This window comes from Streptomyces sp. NBC_00287 (assembly GCF_036173105.1).
Taxonomy (GTDB): Bacteria; Actinomycetota; Actinomycetes; order Streptomycetales; family Streptomycetaceae; genus Streptomyces.
This window is the reverse complement of record NZ_CP108053.1, coordinates 8143045-8169153: the sequence shown is the minus strand read 5'-3', so window position 1 is coordinate 8169153 and position 26109 is coordinate 8143045. Positions and strand designations below refer to the sequence as shown.

Annotated in this window: 28 protein-coding genes, 1 tRNA gene and 1 pseudogene; 10 read left to right on the top strand and 20 right to left on the bottom strand. The window is 70.4% G+C overall.

Annotated elements, in window-relative coordinates:
* Positions 1 to 201 precede the first annotated feature (201 nt).
* The 3 genes from OHT76_RS37035 (at position 202) to OHT76_RS37025 (ending at position 4465) form a co-directional block, all read left to right on the top strand.
* Positions 202 to 2562 carry an arylsulfatase gene (locus OHT76_RS37035; RefSeq protein ID WP_328875238.1) on the top strand — a complete coding sequence of 787 codons (2361 nt, stop codon included), beginning with the start codon at positions 202 to 204 and terminating at the stop codon, positions 2560 to 2562.
* 80 nt (positions 2563 to 2642) lie between these two features.
* The gene (locus OHT76_RS37030; protein WP_328875237.1) at positions 2643 to 3506 is read left to right on the top strand and encodes a formylglycine-generating enzyme family protein; all 864 of its coding nucleotides are present in this window, start codon (positions 2643 to 2645) and stop codon (positions 3504 to 3506) included.
* Positions 3503 to 4465 (top strand): ABC transporter substrate-binding protein, encoded by a 963-nt coding sequence (locus OHT76_RS37025; RefSeq protein WP_328875236.1) that lies wholly within the window; start codon positions 3503 to 3505, stop codon positions 4463 to 4465. Before OHT76_RS37030 ends, OHT76_RS37025 begins: the two co-directional genes overlap by 4 nt.
* Before the next feature lie 106 nt (positions 4466 to 4571).
* Here the strand turns inward: OHT76_RS37025 and OHT76_RS37020 are convergent.
* The 13 genes and pseudogenes from OHT76_RS37020 to OHT76_RS36970 form a co-directional block, all read right to left on the bottom strand.
* A tRNA-Pro gene (locus OHT76_RS37020) sits at positions 4572 to 4645 on the bottom strand.
* 120 nt (positions 4646 to 4765) lie between these two features.
* Positions 4766 to 5113 (bottom strand): Ldh family oxidoreductase, encoded by a 348-nt coding sequence (locus tag OHT76_RS44220; RefSeq protein ID WP_443049945.1) that lies wholly within the window; start codon positions 5111 to 5113, stop codon positions 4766 to 4768.
* Complete coding sequence (locus OHT76_RS44215; RefSeq protein ID WP_443049881.1) at positions 4995 to 5354, bottom strand: TauD/TfdA dioxygenase family protein; 360 nt, start codon at positions 5352 to 5354, stop codon at positions 4995 to 4997. The genes OHT76_RS44220 and OHT76_RS44215 overlap by 119 nt, the downstream gene beginning before the upstream one ends.
* A gap of 193 nt (positions 5355 to 5547) precedes the next feature.
* Positions 5548 to 5661: pseudogene (locus OHT76_RS44210) on the bottom strand (TauD/TfdA family dioxygenase); the annotation flags it as partial.
* A gap of 35 nt (positions 5662 to 5696) precedes the next feature.
* A complete protein-coding gene (locus OHT76_RS37010; protein WP_328875235.1) occupies positions 5697 to 6647 on the bottom strand; it encodes an AEC family transporter in 951 nt (316 codons plus the stop codon).
* 16 nt (positions 6648 to 6663) lie between these two features.
* The gene (locus tag OHT76_RS37005) at positions 6664 to 6939 is read right to left on the bottom strand and encodes a hypothetical protein (protein WP_328875234.1); all 276 of its coding nucleotides are present in this window, start codon (positions 6937 to 6939) and stop codon (positions 6664 to 6666) included.
* A 69-nt stretch (positions 6940 to 7008) separates the two neighbouring features.
* Positions 7009 to 7518 (bottom strand): hypothetical protein, encoded by a 510-nt coding sequence (locus OHT76_RS37000; protein WP_328875233.1) that lies wholly within the window; start codon positions 7516 to 7518, stop codon positions 7009 to 7011.
* A 63-nt stretch (positions 7519 to 7581) separates the two neighbouring features.
* Positions 7582 to 8757, bottom strand: a complete 1176-nt coding sequence (locus OHT76_RS36995; RefSeq protein ID WP_443049880.1) for an MFS transporter — start codon at positions 8755 to 8757, stop codon at positions 7582 to 7584.
* Positions 8758 to 8801: 44 nt separating this feature from the next.
* On the bottom strand, positions 8802 to 9752 hold the full coding sequence (locus OHT76_RS36990; RefSeq protein WP_328875232.1) for a catechol 2,3-dioxygenase: 951 nt from the start codon (positions 9750 to 9752) through the stop codon (positions 8802 to 8804).
* Complete coding sequence (locus OHT76_RS36985) at positions 9749 to 10810, bottom strand: 4-oxalomesaconate tautomerase (RefSeq protein ID WP_443049944.1); 1062 nt, start codon at positions 10808 to 10810, stop codon at positions 9749 to 9751. Before OHT76_RS36985 ends, OHT76_RS36990 begins: the two co-directional genes overlap by 4 nt.
* 32 nt (positions 10811 to 10842) lie before the next feature.
* A complete protein-coding gene (locus OHT76_RS36980) occupies positions 10843 to 11547 on the bottom strand; it encodes a 4-carboxy-4-hydroxy-2-oxoadipate aldolase/oxaloacetate decarboxylase (RefSeq protein WP_328875230.1) in 705 nt (234 codons plus the stop codon).
* Positions 11544 to 12293 (bottom strand): PIG-L deacetylase family protein, encoded by a 750-nt coding sequence (locus tag OHT76_RS36975; RefSeq protein ID WP_328875229.1) that lies wholly within the window; start codon positions 12291 to 12293, stop codon positions 11544 to 11546. The genes OHT76_RS36980 and OHT76_RS36975 overlap by 4 nt, the downstream gene beginning before the upstream one ends.
* Positions 12294 to 12340: 47 nt before the next feature.
* On the bottom strand, positions 12341 to 12991 hold the full coding sequence (locus OHT76_RS36970; RefSeq protein ID WP_328875228.1) for a GntR family transcriptional regulator: 651 nt from the start codon (positions 12989 to 12991) through the stop codon (positions 12341 to 12343).
* A gap of 167 nt (positions 12992 to 13158) precedes the next feature.
* On the opposite strand from OHT76_RS36970, the gene OHT76_RS36965 reads away from it, so the two are divergent.
* The gene (locus OHT76_RS36965) at positions 13159 to 14202 is read left to right on the top strand and encodes a zinc-dependent alcohol dehydrogenase (RefSeq protein WP_328875227.1); all 1044 of its coding nucleotides are present in this window, start codon (positions 13159 to 13161) and stop codon (positions 14200 to 14202) included.
* 3 nt (positions 14203 to 14205) lie between these two features.
* On the opposite strand, the gene OHT76_RS36960 is transcribed toward OHT76_RS36965, so the two are convergent.
* Positions 14206 to 15297, bottom strand: a complete 1092-nt coding sequence (locus tag OHT76_RS36960) for a maleylacetate reductase (RefSeq protein WP_328875226.1) — start codon at positions 15295 to 15297, stop codon at positions 14206 to 14208.
* An 84-nt stretch (positions 15298 to 15381) separates the two neighbouring features.
* Complete coding sequence (locus OHT76_RS36955) at positions 15382 to 15897, bottom strand: hypothetical protein (protein WP_328875225.1); 516 nt, start codon at positions 15895 to 15897, stop codon at positions 15382 to 15384.
* 122 nt (positions 15898 to 16019) lie between these two features.
* Here OHT76_RS36955 and OHT76_RS36950 point away from each other — a divergent pair, with 122 nt between their 5' ends.
* A complete protein-coding gene (locus tag OHT76_RS36950) occupies positions 16020 to 16364 on the top strand; it encodes a cupin domain-containing protein (protein WP_328875224.1) in 345 nt (114 codons plus the stop codon).
* Here the strand turns inward: OHT76_RS36950 and OHT76_RS36945 are convergent.
* Complete coding sequence (locus OHT76_RS36945) at positions 16354 to 17358, bottom strand: LacI family DNA-binding transcriptional regulator (protein ID WP_328875223.1); 1005 nt, start codon at positions 17356 to 17358, stop codon at positions 16354 to 16356. The two genes, OHT76_RS36950 and OHT76_RS36945, sit on opposite strands and share 11 nt — an antisense overlap.
* 111 nt (positions 17359 to 17469) lie before the next feature.
* Here OHT76_RS36945 and OHT76_RS36940 point away from each other — a divergent pair, with 111 nt between their 5' ends.
* A complete protein-coding gene (locus OHT76_RS36940) occupies positions 17470 to 18642 on the top strand; it encodes a Gfo/Idh/MocA family protein (protein ID WP_328875222.1) in 1173 nt (390 codons plus the stop codon).
* Here OHT76_RS36940 and OHT76_RS36935 read toward each other — a convergent pair.
* Complete coding sequence (locus tag OHT76_RS36935; RefSeq protein ID WP_328875221.1) at positions 18621 to 19643, bottom strand: LacI family DNA-binding transcriptional regulator; 1023 nt, start codon at positions 19641 to 19643, stop codon at positions 18621 to 18623. The two genes, OHT76_RS36940 and OHT76_RS36935, sit on opposite strands and share 22 nt — an antisense overlap.
* Before the next feature lie 107 nt (positions 19644 to 19750).
* Between OHT76_RS36935 and OHT76_RS36930 the strand changes: the two genes are divergently transcribed.
* Genes OHT76_RS36930 through OHT76_RS36915 form a run of 4 tightly spaced genes read left to right on the top strand, consistent with a single transcriptional unit; the run spans position 19751 to position 23727 of the window.
* Complete coding sequence (locus OHT76_RS36930) at positions 19751 to 20875, top strand: phytanoyl-CoA dioxygenase family protein (RefSeq protein ID WP_328875220.1); 1125 nt, start codon at positions 19751 to 19753, stop codon at positions 20873 to 20875.
* 16 nt (positions 20876 to 20891) lie between these two features.
* Positions 20892 to 21668, top strand: a complete 777-nt coding sequence (locus OHT76_RS36925; RefSeq protein WP_328875219.1) for an SDR family oxidoreductase — start codon at positions 20892 to 20894, stop codon at positions 21666 to 21668.
* 26 nt (positions 21669 to 21694) lie between these two features.
* Complete coding sequence (locus tag OHT76_RS36920) at positions 21695 to 22699, top strand: Gfo/Idh/MocA family protein (RefSeq protein ID WP_328875218.1); 1005 nt, start codon at positions 21695 to 21697, stop codon at positions 22697 to 22699.
* On the top strand, positions 22696 to 23727 hold the full coding sequence (locus OHT76_RS36915) for a Gfo/Idh/MocA family protein (RefSeq protein ID WP_328875217.1): 1032 nt from the start codon (positions 22696 to 22698) through the stop codon (positions 23725 to 23727). The genes OHT76_RS36920 and OHT76_RS36915 overlap by 4 nt, the downstream gene beginning before the upstream one ends.
* Here the strand turns inward: OHT76_RS36915 and OHT76_RS36910 are convergent.
* The 3 genes from OHT76_RS36910 to OHT76_RS36900 all read right to left on the bottom strand — a co-directional run bounded on the left by OHT76_RS36910 (position 23708) and on the right by OHT76_RS36900 (position 26108).
* Complete coding sequence (locus tag OHT76_RS36910; RefSeq protein ID WP_328875216.1) at positions 23708 to 24121, bottom strand: VOC family protein; 414 nt, start codon at positions 24119 to 24121, stop codon at positions 23708 to 23710. The two genes, OHT76_RS36915 and OHT76_RS36910, sit on opposite strands and share 20 nt — an antisense overlap.
* A 75-nt stretch (positions 24122 to 24196) precedes the next feature.
* A complete protein-coding gene (locus OHT76_RS36905; protein ID WP_328875215.1) occupies positions 24197 to 25216 on the bottom strand; it encodes a Gfo/Idh/MocA family protein in 1020 nt (339 codons plus the stop codon).
* Positions 25209 to 26108, bottom strand: coding sequence for a sugar phosphate isomerase/epimerase family protein (locus OHT76_RS36900; RefSeq protein WP_328875214.1), 900 nt, complete (start codon positions 26106 to 26108; stop codon positions 25209 to 25211). The genes OHT76_RS36905 and OHT76_RS36900 overlap by 8 nt, the downstream gene beginning before the upstream one ends.
* Position 26109: the final 1 nt, after the last annotated feature.

The following is a 26109-nucleotide window of genomic DNA, read 5'->3' as shown; positions in this document are numbered from 1 at the left end:
TTTTCTACCGCCCCCATTCAAAACCGGTTCAAGAGGATTCAAGGCGGCTTATTGACCGCTGTCGGCGGTGACTGCCATTTTTGCTGCACGAAAGTCGGCGGGATTCCCGGACCGCCCCCGAGTGCGTTTCATTACGCCGGTAATTCGGCCACGCGAAGAGCGTGTGACATTTCCCCGCCGGGCATCGCATCGGAGAAATACATGACTGAGTTCGATGCCGGACGGCACATACTCCCGCGCCCGGACAGCCGCCGGCCGCTCACCACCGCGATGGACGTCCACGACCAGGAGACCCCCTTCACCCCGATCGGACCGGTTCCCCCTCCCCCGGGCGCCCCGAACGTGGTGATCGTGCTGGTCGACGACCTCGGCTTCGGTACGTCCAGCGCGTTCGGCGGGCCCTGCGAGATGCCCGCCGCGGAGCGCCTCGCCGGAAACGGGCTGCGCTACACCCGCTTCCATGTGACGGCCCTGTGCTCGCCGACCCGGCAGGCCCTGCTGACCGGCCGCAACCACCACTCGGTCGGCATGGGCGGCACCACCGAGATGACCACGGCGGCCCCCGGCTACAACGGATTCCGGCCGCGCAGCGCGGCCACCATGGCCCAGATCCTCCAGGGCAACGGCTACAGCACGGCCGCCTTCGGCAAATGGCATCAGACCCCGCCGCGGGAGATCAGCGCGGTCGGGCCCTTCGACCGCTGGCCGACCGGGGAGGGCTTCGACACCTTCTACGGGTTCATGGGCGCCGAGATGAACCACTGGTACCCGCTGCTGTACCAGGGCACCACCCCCGTCGAGCCGGACCGCCGGCCCGAGGACGGCTACCACCTCTCCGAGGACCTCGTCGACCACGCCATCGACTGGGTCCGCACCCAGCGCACACTGACCCCGGGCCGCCCCTTCCTCACCTACCTCGCCCTCGGTGCCGCGCACGCGCCCCTGCATGTCGCCCCGGAGTGGCAGGAGAAGTACCGCGGACACTTCGACCACGGCTGGGACCGCCAACGCGAGCTGACCCTGCAACGGCAGAAGGAACTCGGGGTCGTGCCCCAGGACGCGGAACTCGCGAGCTGGGCGGAGGGCGTTCCCCACTGGGACGAACTCTCCGACAACCAGCGCCGGTTGGCGGTCCGGTTCATGGAGACGTTCGCCGGGTTCACCGAACACGCCGACGTGCAGGTCGGCAGATTCCTCGACGCGCTGGAGGAGCTCGGCGAGCTGGACAACACCCTCGTCCTCTACATCCTCGGCGACAACGGCGCCTCCGGCGAGGGCGGCATCGAGGGCACGATCGTCGAGCACCGGCTCGGGCACGGCATCGTGGACGACCCCGACGAGATGATCGACCACCTCGACGAGATCGGCGGGCCCCACAGCTATCCGATCGCCCCCGCGGGCTGGGCGCTGGCGCTCAACACCCCCTACCAGTGGACCAAGCAGGTGGCCTCGCACTTCGGCGGCACCCGGGACGGCATGATCCTGCACTGGCCCCGAGGAGTCCCCGAAGGCGGCGGCCTGCGCCACCAGTTCTCGCACGTGATCGACGTACTGCCGACGATTCTGGACTGTGCGGGGGTCCCGGCACCGTTCAGCGTCGACGGGGTGCCCCAGCAGCCCCTGGAGGGGACGAGCATGTGGCGCACGCTGGCCGATCCGCGGGCGCCCGAGTTCCATCACACCCAGTACTTCGAGATGTGCGGCAATCGGGGCATCTACCACCAGGGCTGGATGGCGGTCACCCGGCACGGCATCCCCTGGGAGATGGTGCCGGACCGCAGCCGTCGGTTCTCCGACGACGTCTGGGAGCTCTACGACCTGAACAAGGACTGGAGCCAGGCGCACGACCTCGCCCGCGAACACCCCGAGAAGTTGCGCCAGTTGCAGGATCTGTTCCTGATCGAAGCGGCCAAGTACCAGGTCTTCCCGCTGGACGACCGGGTCACCGAACGGGAGAACCCCGCCGTGGCCGGGCGGATCGACCTCCTCGGCGACCGCACGTCCGTGACCTACCGCGGCGGAATGCGGCGGTTCACGGAGGAGACCACCCCCAACGTCAAGAACCGCTCGCACAGCATCACCGCGGACATCGACGTGCCGGACACGACCGCCGAGGGCGTACTCATCGCGCAGGGCGGCCGGTTCGGCGGCTGGAGCCTGTACGTCACCGAGGGCAGACCGGCCTACGCCTACAACTACTTCGGGATGAGCCTGTACACCGTGCGCGCCGACGAACCACTGACACCGGGACGGCACGAGGTACGGCTCGAGTTCGGCTACGACGGCGGCGGACTCGGCAGGGGCGGGACCACCGTGCTCCTGGTGGACGGCGAACGGCGGGCGACCGGACGCGTCGAGCGGACCATCCCGTACTACTTCTCGTTCGACGAGACGCTCGACGTAGGAGTGGACCTCAGTACGCCAGTGACCGACGATTATCCCGTCCTCGACAACGAGTTCACGGGCACCGTGCACACCGTGCGCATCGACCTGGACCCGGCGGCCGGCGACCCGTCGGACTTCGAGGGTGGGCTGCACCGGCGCGTCATGGGGGCCCAGTGAGCTGCTGTGCGCCGTCCGGCGGCCGCGGGGACCGGCCACCGACCCCGAGCACCTTGGTCCGCCCTTCGACCACCGAGGGCATGGTGGCCGTGCCTGCCGGCGAGTTCCTCATGGGAAGCCAGGACGCGCTCGCCTACCCGGCCGACGGGGAAGGTCCGGTGCGGACCGTGCACGTGGATGCCTTCTGGATGGACGCCTGCACGGTGTCCAACGCACAGTTCGCGCGCTTCGCCGCCGCGACCGGGTACCGCTCCTCCGCCGAGCGGATCGGCTGGTCGTTCGTCTTCGCCGGCCTGCTCCCGGACGACTTCCCGCCGACCCGGGGCGTGGTGGGCGCCCCCTGGTGGCGCCAGGTCGAGCGGGCCAACTGGCGCCGTCCCGACGGACCGCACTCCACCTGGGAGAACCGACCGGACCATCCCGTCGTCCACGTCGACTGGGACGACGCCCGCGCCTACTGCGCATGGGCCGGCAAGCGCCTGCCCACCGAGGCGGAATGGGAACGCGCCGCCCGAGGGGGACTGCACGGCAAGGTGTTCCCCTGGGGCGACGAGCTCGAACCGGGCGGCCGCCCCCGGATGAACGTCTGGCAGGGCGACTTCCCGAACCGGCACCCGACGGCCGACGGCTGGTACGGCACCTGCCCGGTCGACGCCTACGAGCCGGGCGGCTTCGGCCTGTACAACGCCACCGGCAACGTCTGGGAATGGTGCGAGGACCAGTTCTCCCTCACGCGCCAGGAACAGCGGCGCGTCGCCAAGGGTGGCTCCTACCTGTGCCATGCCTCCTACTGCCGCCGGTACCGGGTCGCCGCGAGGCAAGGCCTGTTCCCGGACTCGGCAACCGGCAATGTCGGGTTCCGGTGCGCCCTGGACTTCGACACCCTCACTCAGCCCTCAGCCCTCAGCGCAACGCGCGGACGCGTAAGGAGCACAACACCATGACAAGACCATGGAGAACCGGCACAGCCGGCCTGGCCGTCCTCGGCCTCACCCTCACCGCGTGCGGCGGGACGAAGGTGGGCGATGACAGCTCCTCGGCTTCCGACAGCTCGGGCAAGTGCGGCACGTTCAACCTCGCGGTCAACCCGTGGGTGGGCTACGAGGCGGACGCGGCGGTCGTCGCGTATGTCGCCGAACACGAACTCGGCTGCACGGTGGAGAAGAAGGACCTGAAGGCGGAGATCGGCTGGCAGGGGTTCGAGACGGGCGAGGTCGACGCCATCCTGGAGAACTGGGGCCACGAGGACCTGAAAAAGAAGTACATCACCCAGCAGAAGACCGCCGTCGATCTCGGCTCGACCGGCAACAAGGGCATCATCGGCTGGTACCTCCCGCCGTGGATCGTGAAGAAGTACCCGGACATCACCGACTGGAAGAACCTCAACAAGTACGCGGCCAACTTCAAGACCTCCGAGTCGGGCGGCAAGGGCCAGCTCCTCGACGGCGACCCGTCGTACCAGACCAACGACGAGGCCCTGGTCAAGAACCTGAAGCTGGACTTCAAGGTGGTGTACGCGGGCAGCGAGACCGCGCTCATCCAGGCCTTCCGGGACGCCGAGCAGAACAAGAAATGGGTGATCGGCTACTTCTACGAGCCGCAGTGGTTCTTCTCGGAGGTGCCGCTGGTCCACGTCGAGCTGCCCAGGTACACGAAGGGCTGTGACGCCGATCCGGCGAAGGTCGCCTGCGACTATCCCGTGTTCGACCTCGACAAGATCGTCAGCGCGAAGTTCGCCGAGTCGGGCAGCCCGGCCTACGACCTGGTGAAGAACTTCAAGTGGACCAACGATGACCAGAATACGGTGGCGAAATCCATAGCGCTGGACAAGATGACGCCGGAGGCGGCGGCGAAGAAGTGGGTGGACGCGAACCCCGACAAGGTCAAGGCCTGGCTCGGATAGGCAGTCGCGCCGGCCTGGCCAGGCCCCTGAGCAAAAAAGGTCAGAGGTCGTAGCGGGCTACCGCTACGACCTCTGACCTGCCACTTCTGACCTGCTGTTCCGCAAGTCGGGACGACAGGATTTGAACCTGCGACCCCTTGACCCCCAGTCAAGTGCGCTACCAAGCTGCGCCACGTCCCGGTGCCCTTCTCGCGGTGGCCCGCGAGAACATGCAGGTAAACCTTACCGTATGCGGCCGGATGCTCCGGTCTGCCCGGAGGAGTTGCCGGCCGTCCCCCGGGTCGGCCGGCGACCGTCTTCTCAGGCGGGCGGCGGTGTGATGCCGAACCTGCCGGCCGCCTCCGTCAGTTCGCGCCACACCTTCGGCGTGACCGGGATCCCCTGTTCGGCCCGCTCGGCGGCCACGGCGGCGCTGCGCTCGCCGGGCCCCTTGAGCGTGGCCAAGGTGTCGTCCACCGCCGCCGTGAAGGCGCCCGGATCCCCGAAGGCCGCCGGGTCCACGGCGATGAGCAGGGCGTTCTGGCGGTGCTTACGGCCCTGTGGGTCGTCCGAGTGGAAGGCGGAGAAGTTCGGCGCCCCGACGAGCACGCTGGTGAGCAGCTCGAAGGCGAGCGACATGCCCGAGCCCTTCGCACCGCCCAGCGGCAACGGCATGACCGCCTGTTCCGGGTCGGTGGGGGCGAGATGGCAGGTGGTGCGGTTGTCCCAGAAGGGCGATGGAGCCGGGCTCCCAGCGGAAGCGGACCGTGTTCTCCGTGCTGGTCATGTGCTGGAAGAGCAGGTCCAGCAGATGGCGACTCTCCAGCTCGGTGAACCCGGTGATGCGGGTGGTCGAGCCCGGGCTGATGAAGAGCGCCTTCTCGCCGGTCTCGGGGTGGACGCGTACCACCGGGTGGACGGCGACCTGCGGGTCCTCGCAGTAGATCTTGAGGATCTCGCGGCCAACCCGCGAGCGGGGAGAGCCACTTGCGGCGGTAGTGCTGCTCGAAGTCGGCGCCGCAGCGCTCGATGTCGCGCTTGGGGTCGACGGTGAGGATCTCCGGGTGGCCTTCGGGGTGGATACCGTGCTTCTTGCCGGGGCGCCGGGTCAGCGCGCCGAAGCGGCGGCCGAAGGCGATGTGCTGGGCGTGGGTGAGGTCTTGGCCCCGGAAGAACACGACGCGATGCGTCAGTACGGCCTGGCGGATCTCGGCCACCGTGGTGCCTTTCACGGGTGATGGCCATACGGCGCTCAGGCCGTCCGCCCCGCCCACTGCGTCCACAGCGGGAGCAGGAGCAGTGCGACGACCGAGCTCTTGATGACGAGGGCGGCGGACAAGTCGACGCCGACGTCGTAGCGCTGGGCGAAGATGAACAGGTTCTGCGGCGCGGGCATGGCCGCTATGAGGACGAGGTAGCCGAGCCACTCGCCCCCGACGCCGAAGAGGTGGTGACACACCACGTAGGTGATCAGCGGGAAGGCGACGCATTTGAAGGCGATGATCCATATCTCCTCCAAGGTGGTGCCGCGCACCTTCAGGCCGCTGCCGCCGAGGTGCAGTCCGAGGGCGAACAGCGCCACGGGCGAGGCGCTGTCGCCGACGAACGCGAAGCTGTCGAGCACCACCCCCGGCACCGTCACGGGCATCAGGTTGAGCAGGATCCCGGCGTTGCAGGCGATGACCACAGGGGTCAACAGCGAGGCGGTGACGGCCGATCCGAGCCGCCGCGCCGGGCTGCCGACGCGGTCCGTGCGCCCCAACTCCATGATCGAGATGATGACCAGGGACAGGATGCAGACCTGGAACAGCAGCACCGGGAAGATCGGTGCCGCGTCCCCGAACAGCATGATGAATACCGGCACGGCGAAATAGGCCGTGTTCACCTGGACGGCGGCCATGATGCGCAGCGCCACCCCGCGGGGATCGCGTACGCCCCTGGCCCGGGCCACCACTCCGGTGAGTACGGCCGCGGCGCCGGCCGCGGTCGCGTAGCCGGTGATGGCCCGCCAGTCGAACAGCGCCCCGAGATCGCTGCGGTAGATGTTCCCGAACAGGAAGCAGGGCACGGCGAAGAGGAAGGCGTAGTCCGCGAAGACCTTCGAGCTCTCGGCCGGTACGACCTTCCGCCTCGCGAGGACGACCCCGCAGCCGAAGGCAAGCACCACCGGTGCCAGCTTCTCCAGAGCCTCTACCGCTCCCATGCACGCGCCTCTGCTCTTACGGCTCCCTGGTGGAGCCTGCTGCCTCGATCAGTTGCCGGTATCCGGTGATGATCCCGCGCAGCAGGTCGTTGCCGCCGAGGTCGTAGTAATGATCATCGATGCGGCTGACCGGCAGATTGCCGCGGTCGTCGAGGAGCAGGGCGTCGTCGAAACCGGCGCGCAGGGCCTCGTTCTTGCTGACCGTGCCGATCATGTAATTGCCGGCCGCCTTGCTCTTGACCGGCGCGTACTCGGGCGGCCCGTACGGTCGTCGCCGAGGCTCGGAGATCATCCAGACCGCGGCCCTCAAGACATCCGTCCACACCTCGGTGGCCGCGAATGTGCGTAAGGGGCCCGGAACTCAGCCGGTCCCGTATCGCCGGGCGGCCGCCACGATCTCGTGCACGCTGCCGGGCGGCTCCAGCAGCAGGGTCCCGACCTCCTCACCCTCGCGGTGCAGCCGCAGCCGCGGACCGTCGACGAGGACGCGCAGTTCCGGCCACGGGTACCGCCACAGCAGCACCGAGCGCTCCCACAGCTGGATGCCAAGCGTGGTCACCCGCACCGCGTACTGCGGGCCGTTGTGGAGATCGGGCGGGGTGTGTTCGGCATACGGGGGCCGGACCGTGTAGGTGCCGAGCACTTCCTCCCCCGGTTCGAGAACCGCGTCGCGTACGCCACGCCGGCGGCCGATGCTCGTGCCGGTCCAGGCGCCGAGCCCCAGGATCATGAGGACCCCGATCGCCCCAGCCCACCCCGGCGCGTGGAGCTTGGCCAGGCCGCCCAAGGCGATCGCACCGCAGAGCAGCGCACCGACGACGGCACCGATCAGTGCGGCTCGCCCGATCCGCGGGTCTCTTTCGTCATGCATAGGTGCAGACCTTACGACGACGCCGGCCCCGCCTCTTCACGCGGTGGCCGGCGTCACGCCTGCTCAGTGCGTGGTGACCAGCTCCTGCGGAGTGCTGTCGGAGGTGGTCTTGCGCCCGCCCCGCAGCGCGGCGATCCCGATGAAGACCATGGACGACAGACCGGCGAGCGCGAAGGCGGTGAAGCCCCAATCCCCGTTGTTCGCGGCGAGCAGCTGGCCGCCGAGCCACGGTCCGAAGACGGCGCCGAAGCGGCCCATGCCGGAGGTCCAGCCGACGGCGGTGGCGCGGTTCTCGGGGGTCGAGCGGATCGAGACCGTCGCGTAGATCATCGTCTGGGCGCTGTTGAGGAACACCCCGGTGAGGAAGACGACCGTCATGGTCACCCCGAGCGGCATATGGACGCTGAGCAGGAACACCCCGGCCGCGGTCAGCGCGAACCAGATCGCGGAGATACGCGGGGCGCCGAAGCGGTCGGCGGCGCGGCCGGCCACCAGCATGCCCACGATGCCGCCGAGGTTGAAGACGACGACGAAGGTCAGCGCGGAGCCCAGCTCGTAGCCCTCGGCGCGCATCAGGGTGGGCAGCCAGGTGGCGACGCCGTAGACCAGCAGCAGTCCGCCGAAGGAGGCGAGCCAGTACAGCAGGGTCTGCATCCACTCGCCGCCGCGGAACAGGCCCACGAGGTTGGCCCAGCGGTCGGCGGAGCCCGGCTTGTCGGTCTTGGCTGCGGGGAGTTCGACGTCGTAGCGGACGGCCAGGGCGCGGGCCTCCTCGGTGCGGCCCTTGGCGAGAAGGAAGCTCAGGGACTCGGGCAGGAACTTGGCGAGCACGGGGGCGAAGAGCAGCGGGAGCACACAGACCCAGAAGGCGGCGCGCCAGCCGGCCGGCTCGATGAGCCACTTGGCGACGTAGGCGGAGGGGATGCCGCCCGCGTGGTGGGCGGTCATCAGCAGGCCGATGATGATCGCGCCGCGGCCGCGCGGAGCGTAGTCGGAGACCATGCTGATCGCGGTGGGGAGCAGCCCACCGAGGCCGACGCCCGCCAGCGTCCGGCCGAGGCCGAAGACCGCGACGGAGTCGGCGATCGCGCACCCGCCCGAGGCCAGCGAGAACAGGACCACGCAGGAGACCATCAGCTTCTTGCGCCCGATCCGGTCCGCGACGGTACCGGCGGTCAGGGCGCCGACCAGCATGCTGGAGCCGTACGAAAGAGTCAACGTTTTTGTCAACAATCTCATCGACAATCTCGCCGCCCGACCGGTACGGCCCTGACGCGATCGCGCTACGCGACCGGTGGCGTCCCGTGCGTATGGAAGGACTCGATGGTCTTCAGGCCCCAGGCCTGTCCCTTCTTCCGCTCCTCCTCGGTCCAGGTGATCAGCGGCCAGTCGGGCGCCAGCACCAGCCGGGTGAGCGGATTGCACAGCTCGATCCGGTTGCCGCCCGGCTCGTAGACGTAGAGGAAGAACGTCTGCTGGATGGCGTGCTTGTGCGGTCCCGTCTCGATGAACACCCCGCTGTCGATGGCGAGATCGGCGGCGCGCAGGATGTCCTCGCGGGTGTCGGTGGCGAAGGCGATGTGGTGCAGCCGCCCCGCGCTGCCGGTCCAGTCCGAGGTGTAGACGACGTCGTACGACTTGTTCGTGTACGTCAGCCAGCGCGCCGCGATCTTCCCGCTGTCGAGCCGGATCTGTTCCGTCGGCCGGGCGCCGAGCACGCGTTGCTGGAACTCGGCGTTGGCGAGCACGTCGGCGGCGAGGAAGTTGATGTGGTCGAGCCGTCGTACGCCCACGCCCCGATTCGGTTTGGCCTGCGGCTGGTTCTTCAGCGCAGGCCTCAACTCCTCGGGCGCCTCGTAGTGTTCGCTCTCCCAGTACAGGGCGTGTTCATGGCCGTCGGGGTCGGTGGTGACATACAGCTTGCCGAGGCCGGGCTGGTCCTCGACCCAGTGTCCGGAGCCGCCCGACTCCTCAACTGCCTTGATACGACGGTGCAGTGCCTCTTCGCTCGAGGTGCGCAGGGCGAGTCGGCCGAGGCCGGGCCGGTCGCGGGCGGTGAGGACCAGGCTGTGGTGCTCGTAGTCGTCGAAGGTCCGCAAGTAGACGTTGTCGCCTTGCTGGTGATTGACCGTCAGGCCCAGATAGTCGGTGAAGAAGGCGACGCCGGCGTCCAGGTCGGGGGTGAAGAGTTGGGCATGGCCGATGTGGGCGATGTCGCCGAGCGGCGGAGTCATCGGGGACCTCCAAGGGGTTGTGCGGCGGCGGCCCTGGGGAAGACGGTGCCGTCGAAGATCTTGCGAGCCGTGCGGACCACGGCGGTACGGCGGGCGGACGGCCGTCCTTCGGCATCGGTGCCGAGGCTGCTCTCGATGTCCAGGAAGCCCGTGGGGTGTTCGATACGGACGCGGTCGCAGCCGGGGTCGAGCCGAGCCAGGTCGGCGCCCACGCCTCGGTCGATCCGCAGGCCCGCGGCCACACTGGCCGCGCCCAGCACCCCGATCGAGGTGTGGCAGCGTACGGGGATGAAGGTGCGCGTGGTGACGGCACCGCCGTGGCGGGGCGGGGCGAGCAGCGTCAGCTTCGGGACGGTGGTCTCGGACACATCACCGAGGCCCATGAGGCGGCCCGCCTTCAGCCGGATCGCCCGTAGTCGGGCCGCGAGTTCGGTGTCCTCCTCCAGGTCCTCGGGTGACTCGTACCCGGTGACCTTGAGCGCGGTGGCCGCCATGAGAACCGTCGGCATACCGTTGTCCACGCAGGTCACCTGCACGCCGTCGATCTCGTCCCGGACGTGTCCGGTGGGCAGCAGGGCCGAGGCGCCCGGCGGGAACTCGATCACCACGGGCGCGGCCGTCCCGGGCACGCCCGAGATCTCGGCATCCCCCGTGTAGTCGACCCGGCCGCCCGGCGTCGGGAAGGTCGCCGTCGCGTAGTCACCGGAGTTGACCATGCGGATACGGACGACGGTCTCCCGCTCCCCCGCCGCGACGAGCCCCCGCTCCACGGCAAAGGGGCCGATCCCGGCGAAGATGTTCCCGCAGTTCTGACGGTCACTCACCTCGGGTCTGTCGACGGCCACTTGGAGGAAGAGGTAGTCGACATCGGCGTGCGGGTCGGCCGACGGCGACACCACGGCCACCTTGCTGGTGAGCGGGTGGGCTCCGCCGAGCCCGTCGATCTGACGCGCATCCGGACTGCCCATGATCCGCAGCAGCAGCTCGTCCCGGGCGGCCGGTTCGGCGGGCAGGTCACCGGCGAGGAAGTAGGCGCCCTTGGAGGTCCCGCCGCGCATCAGCAGACAGGGCAGCCCGTCGGGCAGAGAGCTCACGGTCGCTCTCCCGCGTACTCCTCGTACGACTGGTATGTCACGCCCAGCCGAACCAGCGTCTCCCGCAACCCATAACGGTCCAGGCCCAGTTGGCCGTCCAGGAACGCCGCCCGCGACCTCTCCTCCTTGGCCTCGCGGGCCTCGGACTTCTCGGCCGTCTCCCGGGCGCGTTCGCGGGGAACGACGACCACGCCGTCGTCGTCGGCGAGGATCACATCGCCGGGGCGGATCATCTGGCCGTCGATGGCGACGGGGACATTGACTGAGCCGCCGGTCGCCTTAACCGTGCCCTGCGCCGAGACCGCACGGGACCAGGCCGGGAAGTCCATCTCGCGCAGCTCCTGGGTGTCCCGGATGCCCGCGTTGATCACGAGCCCCTTGACGCCCCGCTGTTGGAGCGCGGTCGCGAACAGCTCGCCGAACATGCCGTCCGTGGAGGGCGATGTGGTGGTGACGACCAGGACGTCCCCCTCGCCGCACTGCTCCACGGCGGCGTGGATCATGAGGTTGTCGCCGGGCCAGCTGAGCACGGTCACCGCGGTACCGGCGACCCGTACGCCCTGCTGGATCGGGCGAATTCCCGGACCGAGCAGGCCCGTTCGCCCCATCGCCTCACTGACGGTGGCCACCCCGAACCCGGCGAGCGCCTCGACATCCTTCGCGTCCGCCTTGGGCGGGCCGGTGACGATGACGCCGCTCATGCCAGCTCCTTCGCGATCTGCGGGTAAGGACGCATGTACGCCTCGGCCATGGTCTTGTGGGCGAGACCCAGATTGGGTCCGGCATTGCGCTTGAGCTGGACGCCGCGCCGGACGGCGAGGTCGGTGTAGTAGTCCCACAGATGCTGCTGGGCGCCGAGGCACTCCATGGCCTTGCGCTTGGTTTCCCAGGCCTCGGTGATGTCGAGGAGTACCTCGGGCTTGAAGCCGCTCATCTCGGGCTGGTGGGGCTCGAAGAAGAAGACCGGCGGGGCGCCGATGATCTCGCCCTTGCCCGGGTAGCCGATGGCCTGGGCGAGCACCCGGGCCTCCAGGGCCATGCGGTTGGCGGCGGGGTGGTCGCGGTTGTACGGGTCCTCGGTGGGGTGGGTGAGGACGACCTCCGGCTGAGTTTCGCGGTAGACCTCGACGAGCTGGTCGGTCAGCTCCGGCGTAGCGATCAGCGGGTAGTCGCCGGCGTCGAAGAAGCGGACCTCGGCGCCGAGGGTGGCGGCGGCCCGCTCGGCCTCGTCCCGCCGTATCGCCTTGATCTCCGCCAGCTTCTTCCCCTCGCGCCACGCCTTGGCGGACTCGCCGCGCTCACCGAAGGTCAGACAGGCGACGGTGACCTTCTCCCCGCGGGCGGCGGCCAGGGCGATGGCACCGCCCGCCCGCCACACGAAGTCCCCGGCATGCGCGGTGACGACGAGCGTCGAACGTGGCGGGGCGGGCGCGTTGGCCTGAGTCATGATTGCGAACTCCTTGATGACAGGTGGGCGCCCGCCTCGCGCGAGGTTCAGTCGCGCAGCGCCTCGATCACGCTGCCGAGGTGGGCGCGGACGGCCGCCTCGGCCGCCTCGGGGTCCCTGGCCCTGATCGCCTCGATCATCGCCAGATGCTCACTCAGGGACTGCTGCGGACGCCCGGGCCTCAGTGCCAACTGGAACCGGTGGCGCACCAGTTGGGCGTTGAGCCGCTCCAGCAGCTCCAGCGCGGTCTGCTGGCCGGAGAACTCCCGGATCCTGGTGTGCAGTTCGTGGTTGAGGTCGGAGTAGGTGACCGGTTCACCGTCGGCCACGGCCTTGGTCATCGCCGTGCCCAGCTCGGTGAGTTCGGCCAGCTGCTCATCGCTCGCCGCGACGGCCGCCTTCGCCGCGCACAGCCCTTCGAGGACCATGCGGCACTCGGTGATCGCGACCGCTTCCTCCACCGTCACCACCCGCACCCGCGAACCGCGATTGCGGATCCGCTCGACGAGGCCCTGGGCCTCCAGATCGATGAGCGCGGCACGGATGCTCGCCCGTGTCACACCGAACTGCTCGGCGAGTTCGTTCTCCACCAGCCGCTGTGCCGGTGCCATCTCGCCGTGCAGGATCGCCTGCCGCAGCCGCGCGAGCGCGTGCTGTTTGGCCTGCTCCCCGGTGCTCGGACGGGCTTCATTCGGCATCGTTGCCCTCCCTGAGTGAGTGCCTGTCGAACCTAAATCTAGCCAAACAGAATTGTCAACAATTTTGTCCGAGGTATTGCCTCACCCAAGGGAGAGTCAGTCAGTTGCTTGACTTAATCAATCCGCGCATGCTTGCCTAAAGCAAGCAAAGGAAAGCGAGTCATCCCATGGCCACGATGAAGTCCGTCAAGACCGGCCCGCAGAACCAGATCGACGTGATCGAGACCGAGCGTCCCGCGCCCGGCCCCAAGGACGCCCTCGTCCGGATCCGCGCCTGCGGCATCTGCGGCACCGACACCTTCTTCCTGCACCTGGGCGGTGGCCCCTTCGGCCCCGGCGGATCGATGACCTCCCTCCCCCTCGGGCATGAACCGGCCGGTGAGATCGTCGAGGTCGGCGCCGAGGTCTCGGGACTGAAGGCCGGCGACCGGGTCGTGGTCAATCCGCAGGGCGCGCCGTCCGGGATCATCGGCTGCGGCGGACCGCTCGGCGGCCTGAGTGAGTATCTGCTCATCGAGAACGCCGAGGTCGGCAGAAGTGTCGCCGTCTTCCCGGACCATGTCCCCTTCGACGTGGCCGCGCTCAACGAGCCCATGGCGGTCGCCCTGCACTGCGTCAACCGCTCGGGGGCGAAGCCGTCCGACAAGGTCGTCGTCTTCGGCGCCGGGCCCATCGGTCTGGGCGCCACGATCTGGCTGAAGCTGCGCGGCGTCGAGCATGTGGTCGTCGCCGATGTCATCCCGGAGCGCCTGGAGACCGCGCTCGCGGTCGGCGCCGACGCGGTCGTCAACTCCGCGACGGAGAACGTCACCGAGCGGCTGACCGAGCTGCACGGCGAGGCCGCCAACGCCCTCGGCCAGCCCCGCGCCGGCACCGACATCTACATCGACGCCGCCGGTGCCCCCGCCGTCTTCAACGCCGTCATCGACTCCGCCAAGTGGGGCGCGAAGATGGTCATGGTCGCCGTACAGAAGAAGTCCGACGCCATCGACCTCGGCGGCATGCTCCGCAGCGAGCTCACCCTGATCGCCTCCCAGGGCTACCCCACCGAGATCTTCGAGGTCACCCCCCAACTCATCGAGCACCAGGAGCGGTTCGCCCGGCTGATCAGCCACCGCGTCCCGTTCGCCGAGGCGGAGCAGGCCTTCGCGCTCGCGATGACGCCGGGGGCGGCGGAGAAGGTGGTCGTGACCTTCGACGACCGAGACTGAGGATCAGAGCGTTTCGTACGACGCCGGCGGCGCACCCTCGTATGCCCCGCGCAGCACGTGCAGCACCCCGTCCGCCGTCACCGGGCGGGGGTTGACGGACACCTCGCCCGTGGTCTGTGCCGCCGCGAGCGCCAAGTCGGCGTCGGACAGGCCTAGTTCGGCGAGAGAGCGCGGTGCGCCGAGGCGCCTGGGCAGCTCCCACAGGGCGCGCGGGGCGTCGTCCGTGTTCAGGGCGCGGGCGACGGCCGCGGCGGCTTCGGGGGCGGCCGGGGTGTTGAAGGCGAGGACGTGCGGCAGCACCAGCGTGTGCGTCTCGGCGTGCGGCAGGTCGAAGGAGCCGCCGAGGACATGGCACAGCTTGTGATGCAGGCCCATGGTGGCGGCGCCCAGGCTCGCCCCGCACAGCCAGGCCCCGTAGAGGGCGCGGCTGCGGGCATCCAGCGACTCGGGGTCGTCGGCCACCGCGGGCAGCGCGGCGGCCATCACCCTGGCGCCCTCCTCGGCCGTCAGCCGGGTCAGGGGCGAGGCGTCCTGCGCGTACAGGGCCTCAACGGCGTGCGCGATGGCGTTGACACCGCTGGTCACGGAGAGCGGAACCGGCAGGGAGAGGGTCAGTTCCGGGTCGTAGACGACACTGCGCGGCTGTACGACGGGGTCGCGGCCGGTGCGTTTCACGCCGTGTTCGGTCAGGCCCCAGACCGGGGTCATCTCCGAGCCGGAGTAGGTGGACGGCACCGCGATCAGCGGCAGGCCGGTGCGCAGGGCCACGGCCTTGCCGAGGCCGATCGCGGAGCCGCCGCCGACGGCGACGCACCCGTCGGCGCCCGCCGCGCGCGCCGCCTCGACGGCATGGTCGGCCACCTCCACGGGCACATGCATCCGCGCCTCGGTGTGCACAGCCGCGCAGAGCGGGCCGAGGGAGTCCGCGACGGCCCGCGCGGTGTCGGCGCCGCGCGGGCCGGAGAGCACGAGCAGCCGTCGCAGGCCCAGCCGCCGGGCCTCCTCGGGGGTCGCGGCGGTGGCGGCGCCGGGGCGCAGGACGGTCCGCACGGGCGGGGACTCGTGGATGAATGCGAGGGGGTCCTTGTCCTTCACGATCGCTCCCGTACGAGGTCGTGGCGCGTCACTTGTCGGTCCGGCGAGGTCACTGGTGGTCACTGGTGTACGACACCTGCCGCGTCACTTGATGAACGCGTTCGCCACCACTACGCCTACCCCCAGAAGCGCATCCACCACGCCGATCAGCACCGCGACGAACCACGAGCGGTGCGACCAGCGGGCGGTGACCAGGCCCAGGGTGAACAGCAGGGCGATGTTCAGGGTGAAGGCGGGGTACTCCACTCGGCTCGCCGGCCACCAGCCCCAGCCCGCCCCGGCGAGGATCACGACCGTCGGCAGCACGGCCAGGACCAGCGGCCACTCGTCGCCGAGGGCGCGCAGCGCGCCCCAGCGGCTGTGCGGCGAGCGCTCGGCGATGTAGTGGGCATAGCCGTGGGCGAGGGCGGAGGCCAGCGCGGTGATCAGCAGCCACAGGGCGTCGTAGCGGCGGCTGGCCTGGGAGGAGTGGCCGTACTGGGTGAGGGCCGCGACCATCGAGCACGCGAGGACGGAGCCGTAGACACCGCCGAACAGGACGGCCTCGCGGGTGTCGTGCCGACGCGGCTGTGCGATGGCGACCGTGGTCTCCTGCGCCATGCCCTCCACGATCACCCGGCCCCGGCCACCCCGCCAGTCGCGACGAAGTGTCCTCCCACCTGGGCCGATACCCCACACTCTGTCCACGGCCGAGATCCACTCCCGCTGGATAGGGTCCGGGCATGAGCCACAGTTTCGTTGTGCACGTCCCCGACGCCGAGCTCGAACCCGAGCCCCTCGCCCCGGAGCAGATCGTCTCCGGCACACCGGAGGTGACCGGGAAGGTGGTCTGGGAGTCGGAGGACGGCCGCCGGATCCGCGGGGTCTGGCAGATCACCCCGGGCGTCGTCACCGACACCGAGGCGGACGAGCTGTTCGTGGTGATCAGCGGGTCGGCCACCATCGAGGTCGAGGGCGGGCCGACGCTGAAGGTGGGGCCCGGCGATCTGGCGGTGCTGCGCGAGGGCGACCGTACGACCTGGACGGTGCACGAGACGCTGCGCAAGGCGTACGCGATCAATCTGTGAGCGGCGGGGCCGTGGTGCCCCGGATCTCCAGCGCGGGGGCGGCCAGATGGACGCGGCCCGGTGCCTCGGGGCGGTCGAAGCGGTCGAGGAGGCAGCGGGCGGCGCGCCGGCCGACGTCATGGCCGCCGCCGTCCACGGTGGTCAGCCACAGGTGCCGCAGCCGGGAGATGCTGGTGTTGTCGTAGCCGACGACGGACAGGTCGCGCGGTACTTCGAGGCCGAGTTCCTCGGCCGCCGACAGCGCGCCGACGCAGGCGATGTCGTTGACGGCGAACACGGCGGTCGGCCGGTCGGGGCGGCCCAGCAGCCGCACCATCGTGCGGTAGCCGCCCTCCTCGGTCATGTCGCTGGGCGCCACGCGCGCGTGGTCCGCGAGTCCGTGCGCCCGCATCGTCGCCTCGAAGCTGCGGCGGCGCAGTTCGCCGACCGCGCCGTAGCCCGCGATGTGCGCGATCCGGCGGTGGCCGAGGCCGATGAGGTGCTCGGTGACCAGCCGCGCGCCCTGCTCGTCGTCCCCCGCGACGACGTCCACGCGCGGCGGCACCGCCTCACGAGCGCCCGCCACGACCACCGGCATCCGCGCGGCGACCGCCCCGAGCGCGGCCGGGTCGGGCAGGGTGCCGACCACGACCAGGCCGTCGACGCGCAGGTCGAGGAAGGGGTCGGCCGGGTCCTGTCCGGTGCGGCGATTGAGCCGGGCGTCGGCGAGCAGCATGTGCAGGCCGTTGTCGTGCAGGAGTGAGTTCAGCCCGTCGAGCAGGTCCACGAACCAGGGGTTGCGCAGGTCGTTCAGGAGGACACCGACGGTCCGGGTGCGCCGTTCGCTGAGGCTGCGCGCGGCGGTGTTCGGCCGGTAGCCGAGTTCGCGCACGGCCCGCAGCACGGCCTCCCGCTTCTCGGGCCGCACCTGCTCGGAGCCGCGCAGCACCAGCGAGACCAGGGACTTGGAGACGCCGGCCCGGTCGGCCACGTCACGGATCGTCGGCGGTCTCATGACATGGACCGTTCCATGGGCCCGGTGACCTTGTCAAAGGGTTGACATCGGCCGCAAATCCCGCCCAGTGTGGGTTGGACAGGTTCTGGACCGGTCCAAAGAGGGGCTGTCATGGTGGATGCGCTCGGTGTCGCCGTCGTCGGATTCGGCTGGATGGGACGGGTGCACACCCAGGCCTACGCCCGCGTCCGCCACCACTATCCGCACCTGCCACTGCGCCCGGAGCTGATCACCGTCGCCGAGGAGGTACCGGGGCGGGCCGAGGAGGCCGCCGCGCAGTTCGGCTTCGCCTCGACGACCCGCGACTGGCGCGAGGTGGCCGCCGACCCCCGGGTGCGGGCGGTCAGCATCACCGCCCCGAACTTCCTGCACCGCGAGATCGGCGTCGCGATGGCCGAGGCGGGCAAGCACCTGTGGATCGAGAAGCCGGTGGGCCTGACCGCCGAGGACGCCCGCGCGGTCGCCGACGCCGTCGCGAAGGCCGGGGTGCGCAGCGCGGTCGGCTTCAACTACCGCAATGCGCCCGCGGTGGAGAAGGCGCGCGACCTGATCGCCGCCGGGGAGATCGGCACGGTCACGCACGCGCGCGTGCGGCTGTTCAGCGACTACGCCGCCCATCCGGAGGGCGCGTTGACGTGGCGCTACGAGCGGGAACGCGGCGGCAGCGGAGTCCTCGGCGACCTCGCCTCGCACGGTGTGGACCTGGCCCGGTATCTGCTCGGCGACATCACGTCCCTCACCGCCGACACGGCGGTCTTCGTGCCGGAGCGGGCGCGGCCGACCGGCGCCACCGCGGGCCACTCCCGCGCCTCGGGCGGCGAGTTGGCCCCGGTCGAGAACGAGGACTACGTCAGCTGCCTGCTCCGCTTCGCCTCCGGCGCCCGAGGCGTCCTGGAGGCCTGCCGGGTCTCGGTCGGCGAGCAGAACTCCTACGGCTTCGAGGTGCACGGCACCCAGGGCGCCGTCTTCTGGGACTTCCGCCGTATGAACGAGCTCGGCATCAGCCGCGGCACCACCTACCAGGACCAGCCCGTCAGCACGGTCTACGTCGGCCCGGGCGACGGCGAGTTCGGCGCCTTCCAGCCCGGCGCCGCGAACGCCATGGGCTACGACGACCTGAAGGTCGTAGAGGCCTACCGCTTTCTGCGCTCGATCGCCGAGGACAAGGCGTACGGCGCCACGCTCACGGACGCCGTGCACAGCGCGACCGCGCTCGACGCGATGACGCGCTCGGCGGAGACCGGCGCCTGGGTCGAACTGCCTCAAGCCGCAGGCATGTTGTAAGGCGTCACCACCTGAATCGCGGACGGCTGCCAGGGCCCCGCGGGCGGCAGCGCGCCGTGCGCCCGCATGACGTGGTGGCAGGCCTCGCGCAGGTCCTGGCGCAAGTCGTGGTGGAGGACGACGGACAGCCGGTGCTCGCGCAGCAGCCGGGTGTTGTCGTGGTCGAGGTCGTGCGCGACGAACACCGCGCACTCACGGCCCAGGTCCTCGAAGGCCCTCAGCGTGGCGATGTTGCCGCCGCCGATGGAGTAGACGGCGCGGATGCCGGGGTCGCGTTCGACGGCGGCCCGGACGAGGTCGTACTGGGTGGCGTCCAGGCCCTGGCCCTCGGCGATCTCCACCAGCGTGCGCTCGGGGTGGCGGGCGCGCATGGCGCTGCGGAAGCCCATCTCGCGCTCCTCCTCATTGCGGAAGAAGCCGCTGGAGAGGCTGGTCAGCACATTCCCGGGACGATCCCCGAGCCATTGGCCCATGAGGTACGCGGCGGTCGCGCCGGCCGCCCGGTTGTCGATGCCGACATAGGCGAGGCGCGGGGTGGAGGGCAGGTCGGTCACCAGCGTCACCACCGGAATCCCGGCCTCCGTCAGCCGTCCGACGGCGGCCGTGACCTCGGGGACGTCGGGCGCCTTGAGGATCACGCCCTGCGAGCCGCGCCGGGCGATCCGGTCCAGCGTCCGGGTGAGCTCCGCCACCGGGCCCGTCTCCCGGAAGTGGAAGCGCGAGCGCACCACCGCCGGGTGCAGGGAGGGCAGTTCGGCCTCCAGCGCGGCCCGCACGGCGGTGGAGAAGCGCTCCGGGGTCTGCATCACGATGTCGACCATGAAGGTACGGCCGACCAGCCGGACCTGGGTGCGCTGCCGGTCCAGGTCGGCGATGGCCTGGCGGACCTCGCGCTCGGTGCTCTCCCGCACCCCTCCCCTGCCATTGAGCACCCGGTCCACGGTGGCCTCGCTCAGACCCGCCTGACGTGCGATCTCGCGGATCGGGAAGGGGTGGCCCATACCGCTGCTCCTTGAGGGGTTTTTGATGGCTGCCTGCTGGTTGTTCGACGGCTTTGTCCTGACAAGAATGACAGCGCTGCCGCACTCCTGTCACCGAGAGGACACCGATGTCCTTCACCTCCTGGCTGTCCGCCGAGGACTGCGACCTGGACGCCTTCCGGGCGCTGGTCGAGCGGACCACCGACCCCGCCGACTACCCGCACGCCGTCGCCGTCGAGCGCAATGTGCTCGTCTACGACGGGACCGCGCCCGGTGACGAGCTGATCCGCGCCCTCACCGACGGTCCTGGTGTCGTGGTCTTCCGGGGCGCCTTCCCGGACCCGGCGGTGGTCGACCGGCTCACCGGAGTGTTCGAGGCCCTGATCGCCGAGCAGCGCGCCTCGGGTGCGAACGCCGGAGACCACTTCGCCAAACCCGGGTCCAACGACCGGATCTGGAACGCCCTGGAGAAGGCGGCCCTCCACGACCCGGAGGCCTTCGCCGACTACTACGCCAACGACGTCCTTGCGCTGGTGTCCCGGGCCTGGCTCGGTCCCGGCTACCAGGTCACCTCACAGGTCAACGTCGTCAACCCGGGCGGCGCCGCCCAGACCGCGCACCGCGACTACCACCTCGGCTTCCTCTCGGACGAGACGGCGGCCGCCTATCCGGCGCACGTACACCGCCTCTCCCCCGTGCTGACCCTCCAGGGCGCCGTCGCGCACGGCGACATGCCGGTGGAGTCGGGACCGACGATGTACCTGCCGTACTCGCAGACTTACGAGCCGGGCTATCTGGCCTGGCGGCGGCCGGAGTTCCAGAAGTACTTCGACGCCCACCACGTCCAACTGCCTCTGGCGAAGGGCGACGCGGCCTTCTTCAACCCGGCCCTGTTCCACGCCGCCGGCACCAACCGCTCGACGGACGTGCGGCGCATCGCCAACCTCCTCCAGGTGTCCTCCGCGTTCGGGCGAGCGATGGAGACCGTGGACCGCAGGGCGATCGTGAACACCGTCTACCCCGTGCTGCTGGAGCGCCGGGCCGAGGGTGTGGCCGAGGCCCGGCTGGAGAACGTGATCGCCGCGAGCGCCGAGGGCTACCCCTTCCCCACCAACCTCGACAACGACCCGCCCGTCGACGGACTCGCCCCGCCCTCACAGGCGGACGTCGTACGGCGCGCGCTGCGCGAGGCCTGGACCCCCGAGGCCCTGCGCCTCGAACTGAGGGCCGGCGCCGCGCGGCGCCAGAGCTGAAAGGACCCGGAACGACATGGGACTTCTCGACGACAAGGTCGCCCTCGTCAACGGCGGTACCCAGGGCGTCGGTGCCGCCGTCGCGCGGGCGGCCGTGCGCGAGGGAGCGACGGTGGCCGTCACCGGTCGGCGCGCCGAGCCCGGTGAGGCACTGGTGGCGGAGCTGAACGCCGTCGGCGGCAAGGCACTCTTCGTCCGGGCCGATCTGGCGGACGCCGAGCAGGCGAAGGCCTCCGTCGCCGAGGTCGTGGCGGCCCACGGCCGGATCGACTGCCTGGTGAACGCGGCGGGGCTCACCTCCCGGGGCACGCTGCTGGACACCACGCCCGAGCTGTTCGACCAGCACATCGCGATCAACCTCAAGGCGCCCTTCTTCGCCATGCAGGCCGCGGTCGCGGACATGGTGGCCCGGGAGGCGCCCGGCACGATCGTCAACATCATCACGTCCTCGGCACACGGCGGACAGCCGTTCCTCGCGCCGTACGTCTCCGCCAAGGCCGGACTGATCGGGCTGACCCGCAACGCCGCCCACGCCCACCGCTTCGACCGGATCCGGATCAACGGCCTCAACATCGGCTGGACTCAGACCGAGGGCGAGGACGCGACCCAGCGGACCTTCCACGGCGCCGGGGACGACTGGCGCGAGCGTGCCGCCGCCCGGCTGCCGATGGGCAAGCTCGGCCAACCGGACGAGATCGCCGACTTCGTGGTGTTCCTGCTCTCGGATCGCTCCGGGGTGGTCACCGGATCGGTGATCGACTGGGACCAGAACGTGCTCGGCGGACTCGACTGAAACCCTCATCCAGGAGCTGCACCACCATGCGTATCGGAATCCTCGGCCTCGGCCGCATCGGCGCCTTTCACGCCGAGACCCTCTCCGGACTCGACGCCGTCGACTCCCTCGTCCTGACCGACCCGTTCGCGGACGCGGCCAAGTCCGCCGCCGAGCGGTTCGGTGGCGAGGTCGTGGACTCGCCCGAGGCCCTGCTGGCCGCCGGGGTGGACGGCATCGTCGTCGCGGCGGCCACCGACGCCCATCCCGAGCTGATCCTGGCCGGGGTCGAGGCCGGTGTCCCCGTCTTCTGCGAGAAGCCCGTAGCCAAGACCATGGCCGCGGGCGTCCAGGTACTCAAGGCCGTCGAGGGCTCCGGCGTGCCGATCCAGATCGGCTTCAACCGCCGCTTCGACGCCGGTTTCGTCGCCGCCCGCACCGCCGTGCAGGCCGGAGAGCTGGGCAAGCTGCACACCGTACGGTCGACCACGCTGGACCCCGCGCCGCCGCCGGCCGCGTACATCGCCGCCTCCGGAGGCATCTTCCGGGACTGCTCGGTGCACGACTTCGACATCATCCGCTGGGTGACAGGGCGCGAGGTGACCGAGGTGTACGCCGTCGGCGGCAACCGGGGCGCCGACTTCATCCAGGAAGCGGGCGACGCCGACACCACGGGCGCGATCCTCACCCTGGACGACGACACCATCGCGGTGGTCTCCAACTCCCGCCACAACGCCCGCGGTTACGACGTCCGCATGGAGATCCACGGCTTCACGGACTCGATCGCCGTGGGCCTCGAGGACAAGCTGCCGCTGCGCTCGGTCGAACCCGGGGTGACCTTCCCCTCCGGCACCCCGCACGACTTCTTCATGGACCGCTTCACCGCCGCCTACCGCGCCGAACTCACCGCGTTCACCGAGCTCGTGGCGGGCACCCGGACCTCCCCGTGCACGGTCGCGGACGCCCTGGAGGCAGGCTGGATCGCCGAGGCGTGCACACTGTCGCTGCACGAGCACCGCCCCGTCACGATCGAGGAGGTACGGCAGGCATGAGCGAACCGGGCCGGGAACCACTGCGCATCGGGATACTGGGCGCGGCGCGTATCACCGAACGCGCCCTCGTCGACCCGGCCCGGGCCACCGGCCACCGTCTGGTGACGGTGGCCGCCCGCGACCGGTCCCGCGCCGAGGCGTTCGCCGCGGCGCACGGCGTGGAGCTGGTCGCGGACTCCTACGCCGATCTGCTCGACGACCCCGAGGTCGAGGTCGTCTACAACCCGCTCGCCAATGGCCTGCACGGGCCGTGGAACCTCGCCGCCCTCGCGGCGGGCAAGCATGTGCTGTCGGAGAAGCCGTCGGCGAGCAACGCCGAGGAGGCCGCCGAGGTACGGGAGGCGGCGGCGCGGGCCGGGACGGTCTTCATGGAGGGCTTCCACTACCTCTTCCACCCGGTCACTCGGCGTCTGCACGAGCTGCTGGAAAGCGGCGAACTCGGCGCGCTCCAGCGCGTGGAGGCGCTGGTCGCGATCCCCGCGCCCGACGCGGGCGACCCGCGCTGGTCGCTGCCGCTGGCGGGCGGGGCGCTCATGGACCTCGGCTGTTACAGCCTGCATGCCGTACGGTCCCTCGCCCGCTGGGCGGGCGGCGCGCCCCGCCTCACCGACGCCCGGGGCGGTGAACGCGCCGGCGCACCCGGCGTCGACGAATGGCTCGACGCCGACCTGGAGTTCCCGGGCGGGGCCAGCGCATCGGCGCGCTGCCACATGGCGTACGACGGCCTGGAGATGAGCTGCCGGATCGTCGGCACCCGGGGTGAGGCGTACGCGCCGAACTTCGTGCTGCCGCATCTGGACGACCGGGTCGTCGTCCGCACCCCCGACGGCGAGCGCACCGAACAGCTCGGCACCCGCTCCTCGTACACCTACCAGCTGGAGGCGTTTGCGGCGCGGGTGCGCGAGGGGGCGCCGCTGCCGCTGGACGCGGACGACGCGCTGGCGACGATGACGCTGATCGACGCGAGCTATCGCGCGGCCGGGTTCGAGCCCCGGCCGCGCACGACGGTCAGCCCGCCGACTCGCTGATGTTGACCATCCACGGCACGCCGAAGCGGTCGGTGCACATGCCGAAGACATCGCCCCACATCTGCTTCTCCAACGGCACGGACACCTGGCCGCCCGCGGACAGCTTCTCCCAGTAGCCACGCAGCTCGGCGTCGTCGTCGCCGCTGAGGCTCACGGCGAACTTGTGCTCGCCCTGCTTGTCGGTCCCCTCCGGGTTGTCGGCGCCCATGAGGGTGAAGCCGCTCGGGGTCTCCAGCATGCCGTGCATGATCTTGTCGGCCATCGGGCTGTCCTTCTGGCCGAAGTCGCCGTAGGAGTTCAGGTCCAGCTTGCCGCCGAAGACCTCCTTGTAGAACTCCATGGCCTGCCGGGCGGTGCCGGCGAAGGTGAGGTAGGGGTTGAGTCGCGAAGCCATCAAAAGCCTCCCGGAGCGGGAACGGTCACTGCTGTGCACGCTAACGCGCGGCACTGACAATGGCCTGTCGAGCGCTCAGTCGTAGAGCGACGGCCGTTCGACCAGCTCCACCTCGACCCGGCCGCCGTCCCGCAGCGCCCGTACGCCTGCCTCGCAGACGGCCGCCGCGGCGTAGCCGTCCCAGGTGCTCGGTCCGGTGACCTCGCCGCGGCTGGTGGCGTCGACCCAGGCCTGGACCTCCCGGTCGTAGGCGTCGGCGAACCGCTCGGTCCAGTCCTGGGCGATGCTGCCGCCCCAGCGGCCCGCCATATTGGTGACCAGGGCGTGGCCGTCGCCCACGCGCGCGGTGCCGCGTTCGCAGACCGCCTCGGCCTGGACCTGGTAGCCGAAGCCGCAGTTGACGAAGATCTCCACGTCCGCGAGGGCGCCGCCCGCGGTCTCCAGGACGACGAACTGGGGGTCGAGCAGTCCCTCGGGTGCGCCGGCCGAGGCCGTCGGGCGCAGCACCGTGACCGCCGTGATCTCCTGGCCGAGCAGCCAGCGGGTCACGTCGACCTCGTGGGCCACGGAGTCGGTGATCAGCATGTCGGAGGTGAAGAAGGCCGGGCTGGCCACATTGCGGTGGCGCTGGTGCAGCATCAGCGGGCGGCCCAGTTGCCCGGTCTCCAGCAGCGCCTTGAGCCGCGCGTACTCGGGGTCGTAGCGGCGCATGAAGCCGACCTGGACACGTCGCCGGCCGAGGGCCTGTTCGGCCTCGACGAGGCGCAGCGCGGAGGCCGCGTCGGGGGTGAGGGGCTTCTCGCACAGCACGGGCAGGTCGTGCGCGAAGGCGGCCATGAGCGCCGCCTCGTGCGCCGGGCCCGGGGAGGCGACGAGGACAGCGTCGACGTCCGGCGACGCCATCGCCGCGGCCGGGTCGGTGTGCACGGCGCAGCCGTCGACGCGGGCGGCCACGGCCTTGGCCCGCTCCGCGTCGACGTCCACCACGGCGGTGACCCGGGCCCCGCTGATGACCTCCTGGATACGGCGGACATGGTCGGCGCCCATGCGGCCGGTGCCGATGACGGCCACTCCCAGGGGTGCGGCCTCAGGCACCACAGGACCTCAGGAACTTCCGGGTGCGCACCGCGATCGGCAGCGGCTTGTCCGGCTCACAGGGGTACATGTCCTGCTCGACGATGGCGAACAGCTCGACTCCGAGCCGCTGCGCCGCCACCAGAACCGGCTCCAGCTCCGGGACGCCGGAGGGCGGTTCGCACATCACACCGCGCTGGACGGCGGGACCGAACGGGACCTCGTTCTTCACGACGTCCGCGAGGATCTCCGGGTCGACCTGCTTGAGGTGCAGATAGCCGATGCGCTCGCCGTAGGTCTCGATCAGCTTGACGCTGTCGCCGCCGCAGTAGGCGTAGTGCCCGGTGTCCAGGCAGAGGTTGACGAGGTCGGAGTCGGTGGAGTCGAGGAAGCGCTCCACATGGTCCTCGGTGTCGATATGGGTGTCGGCATGCGGGTGGACGACGATGTCGAGGCCGTAGGCCTCCTTGACCTCATGGCCGAGCCGCTCCATGCCCTTGGTGAGGTGGGCCCACTGCTCGCCGGTCAGCTCCGGCGGTTCCAGGATCTCGGCGGTCTTGTCGTCGCGCCAGAAGGAGGGGATGACGACGAGGTGCCGGGCGCCCATCGCCTGGGTGAGCGCGGCGACCTGGCTGACGTGCTCCCAGGTGGACTCCCAGACGGACGGGCCGCGGTGCAGACCGGTGAAGACCGTGCCGGCGGACACCTTGAGGTTGCGGCGGGCGACCTCGTCGGTGAGCCGGGCGGGGTCGGTGGGGAGATAGCCGTACGGGCCGAGTTCGATCCACTGGTATCCGGCCTCGGCGACCTCGTCCAGGAAGCGTGTCCAGGGCACCTGCTGGGGGTCGTCGGGGAACCACACGCCCCAGGAGTCCGGGGCCGAGCCGACCCGGATGCGGTCGAGTGCCGCCATG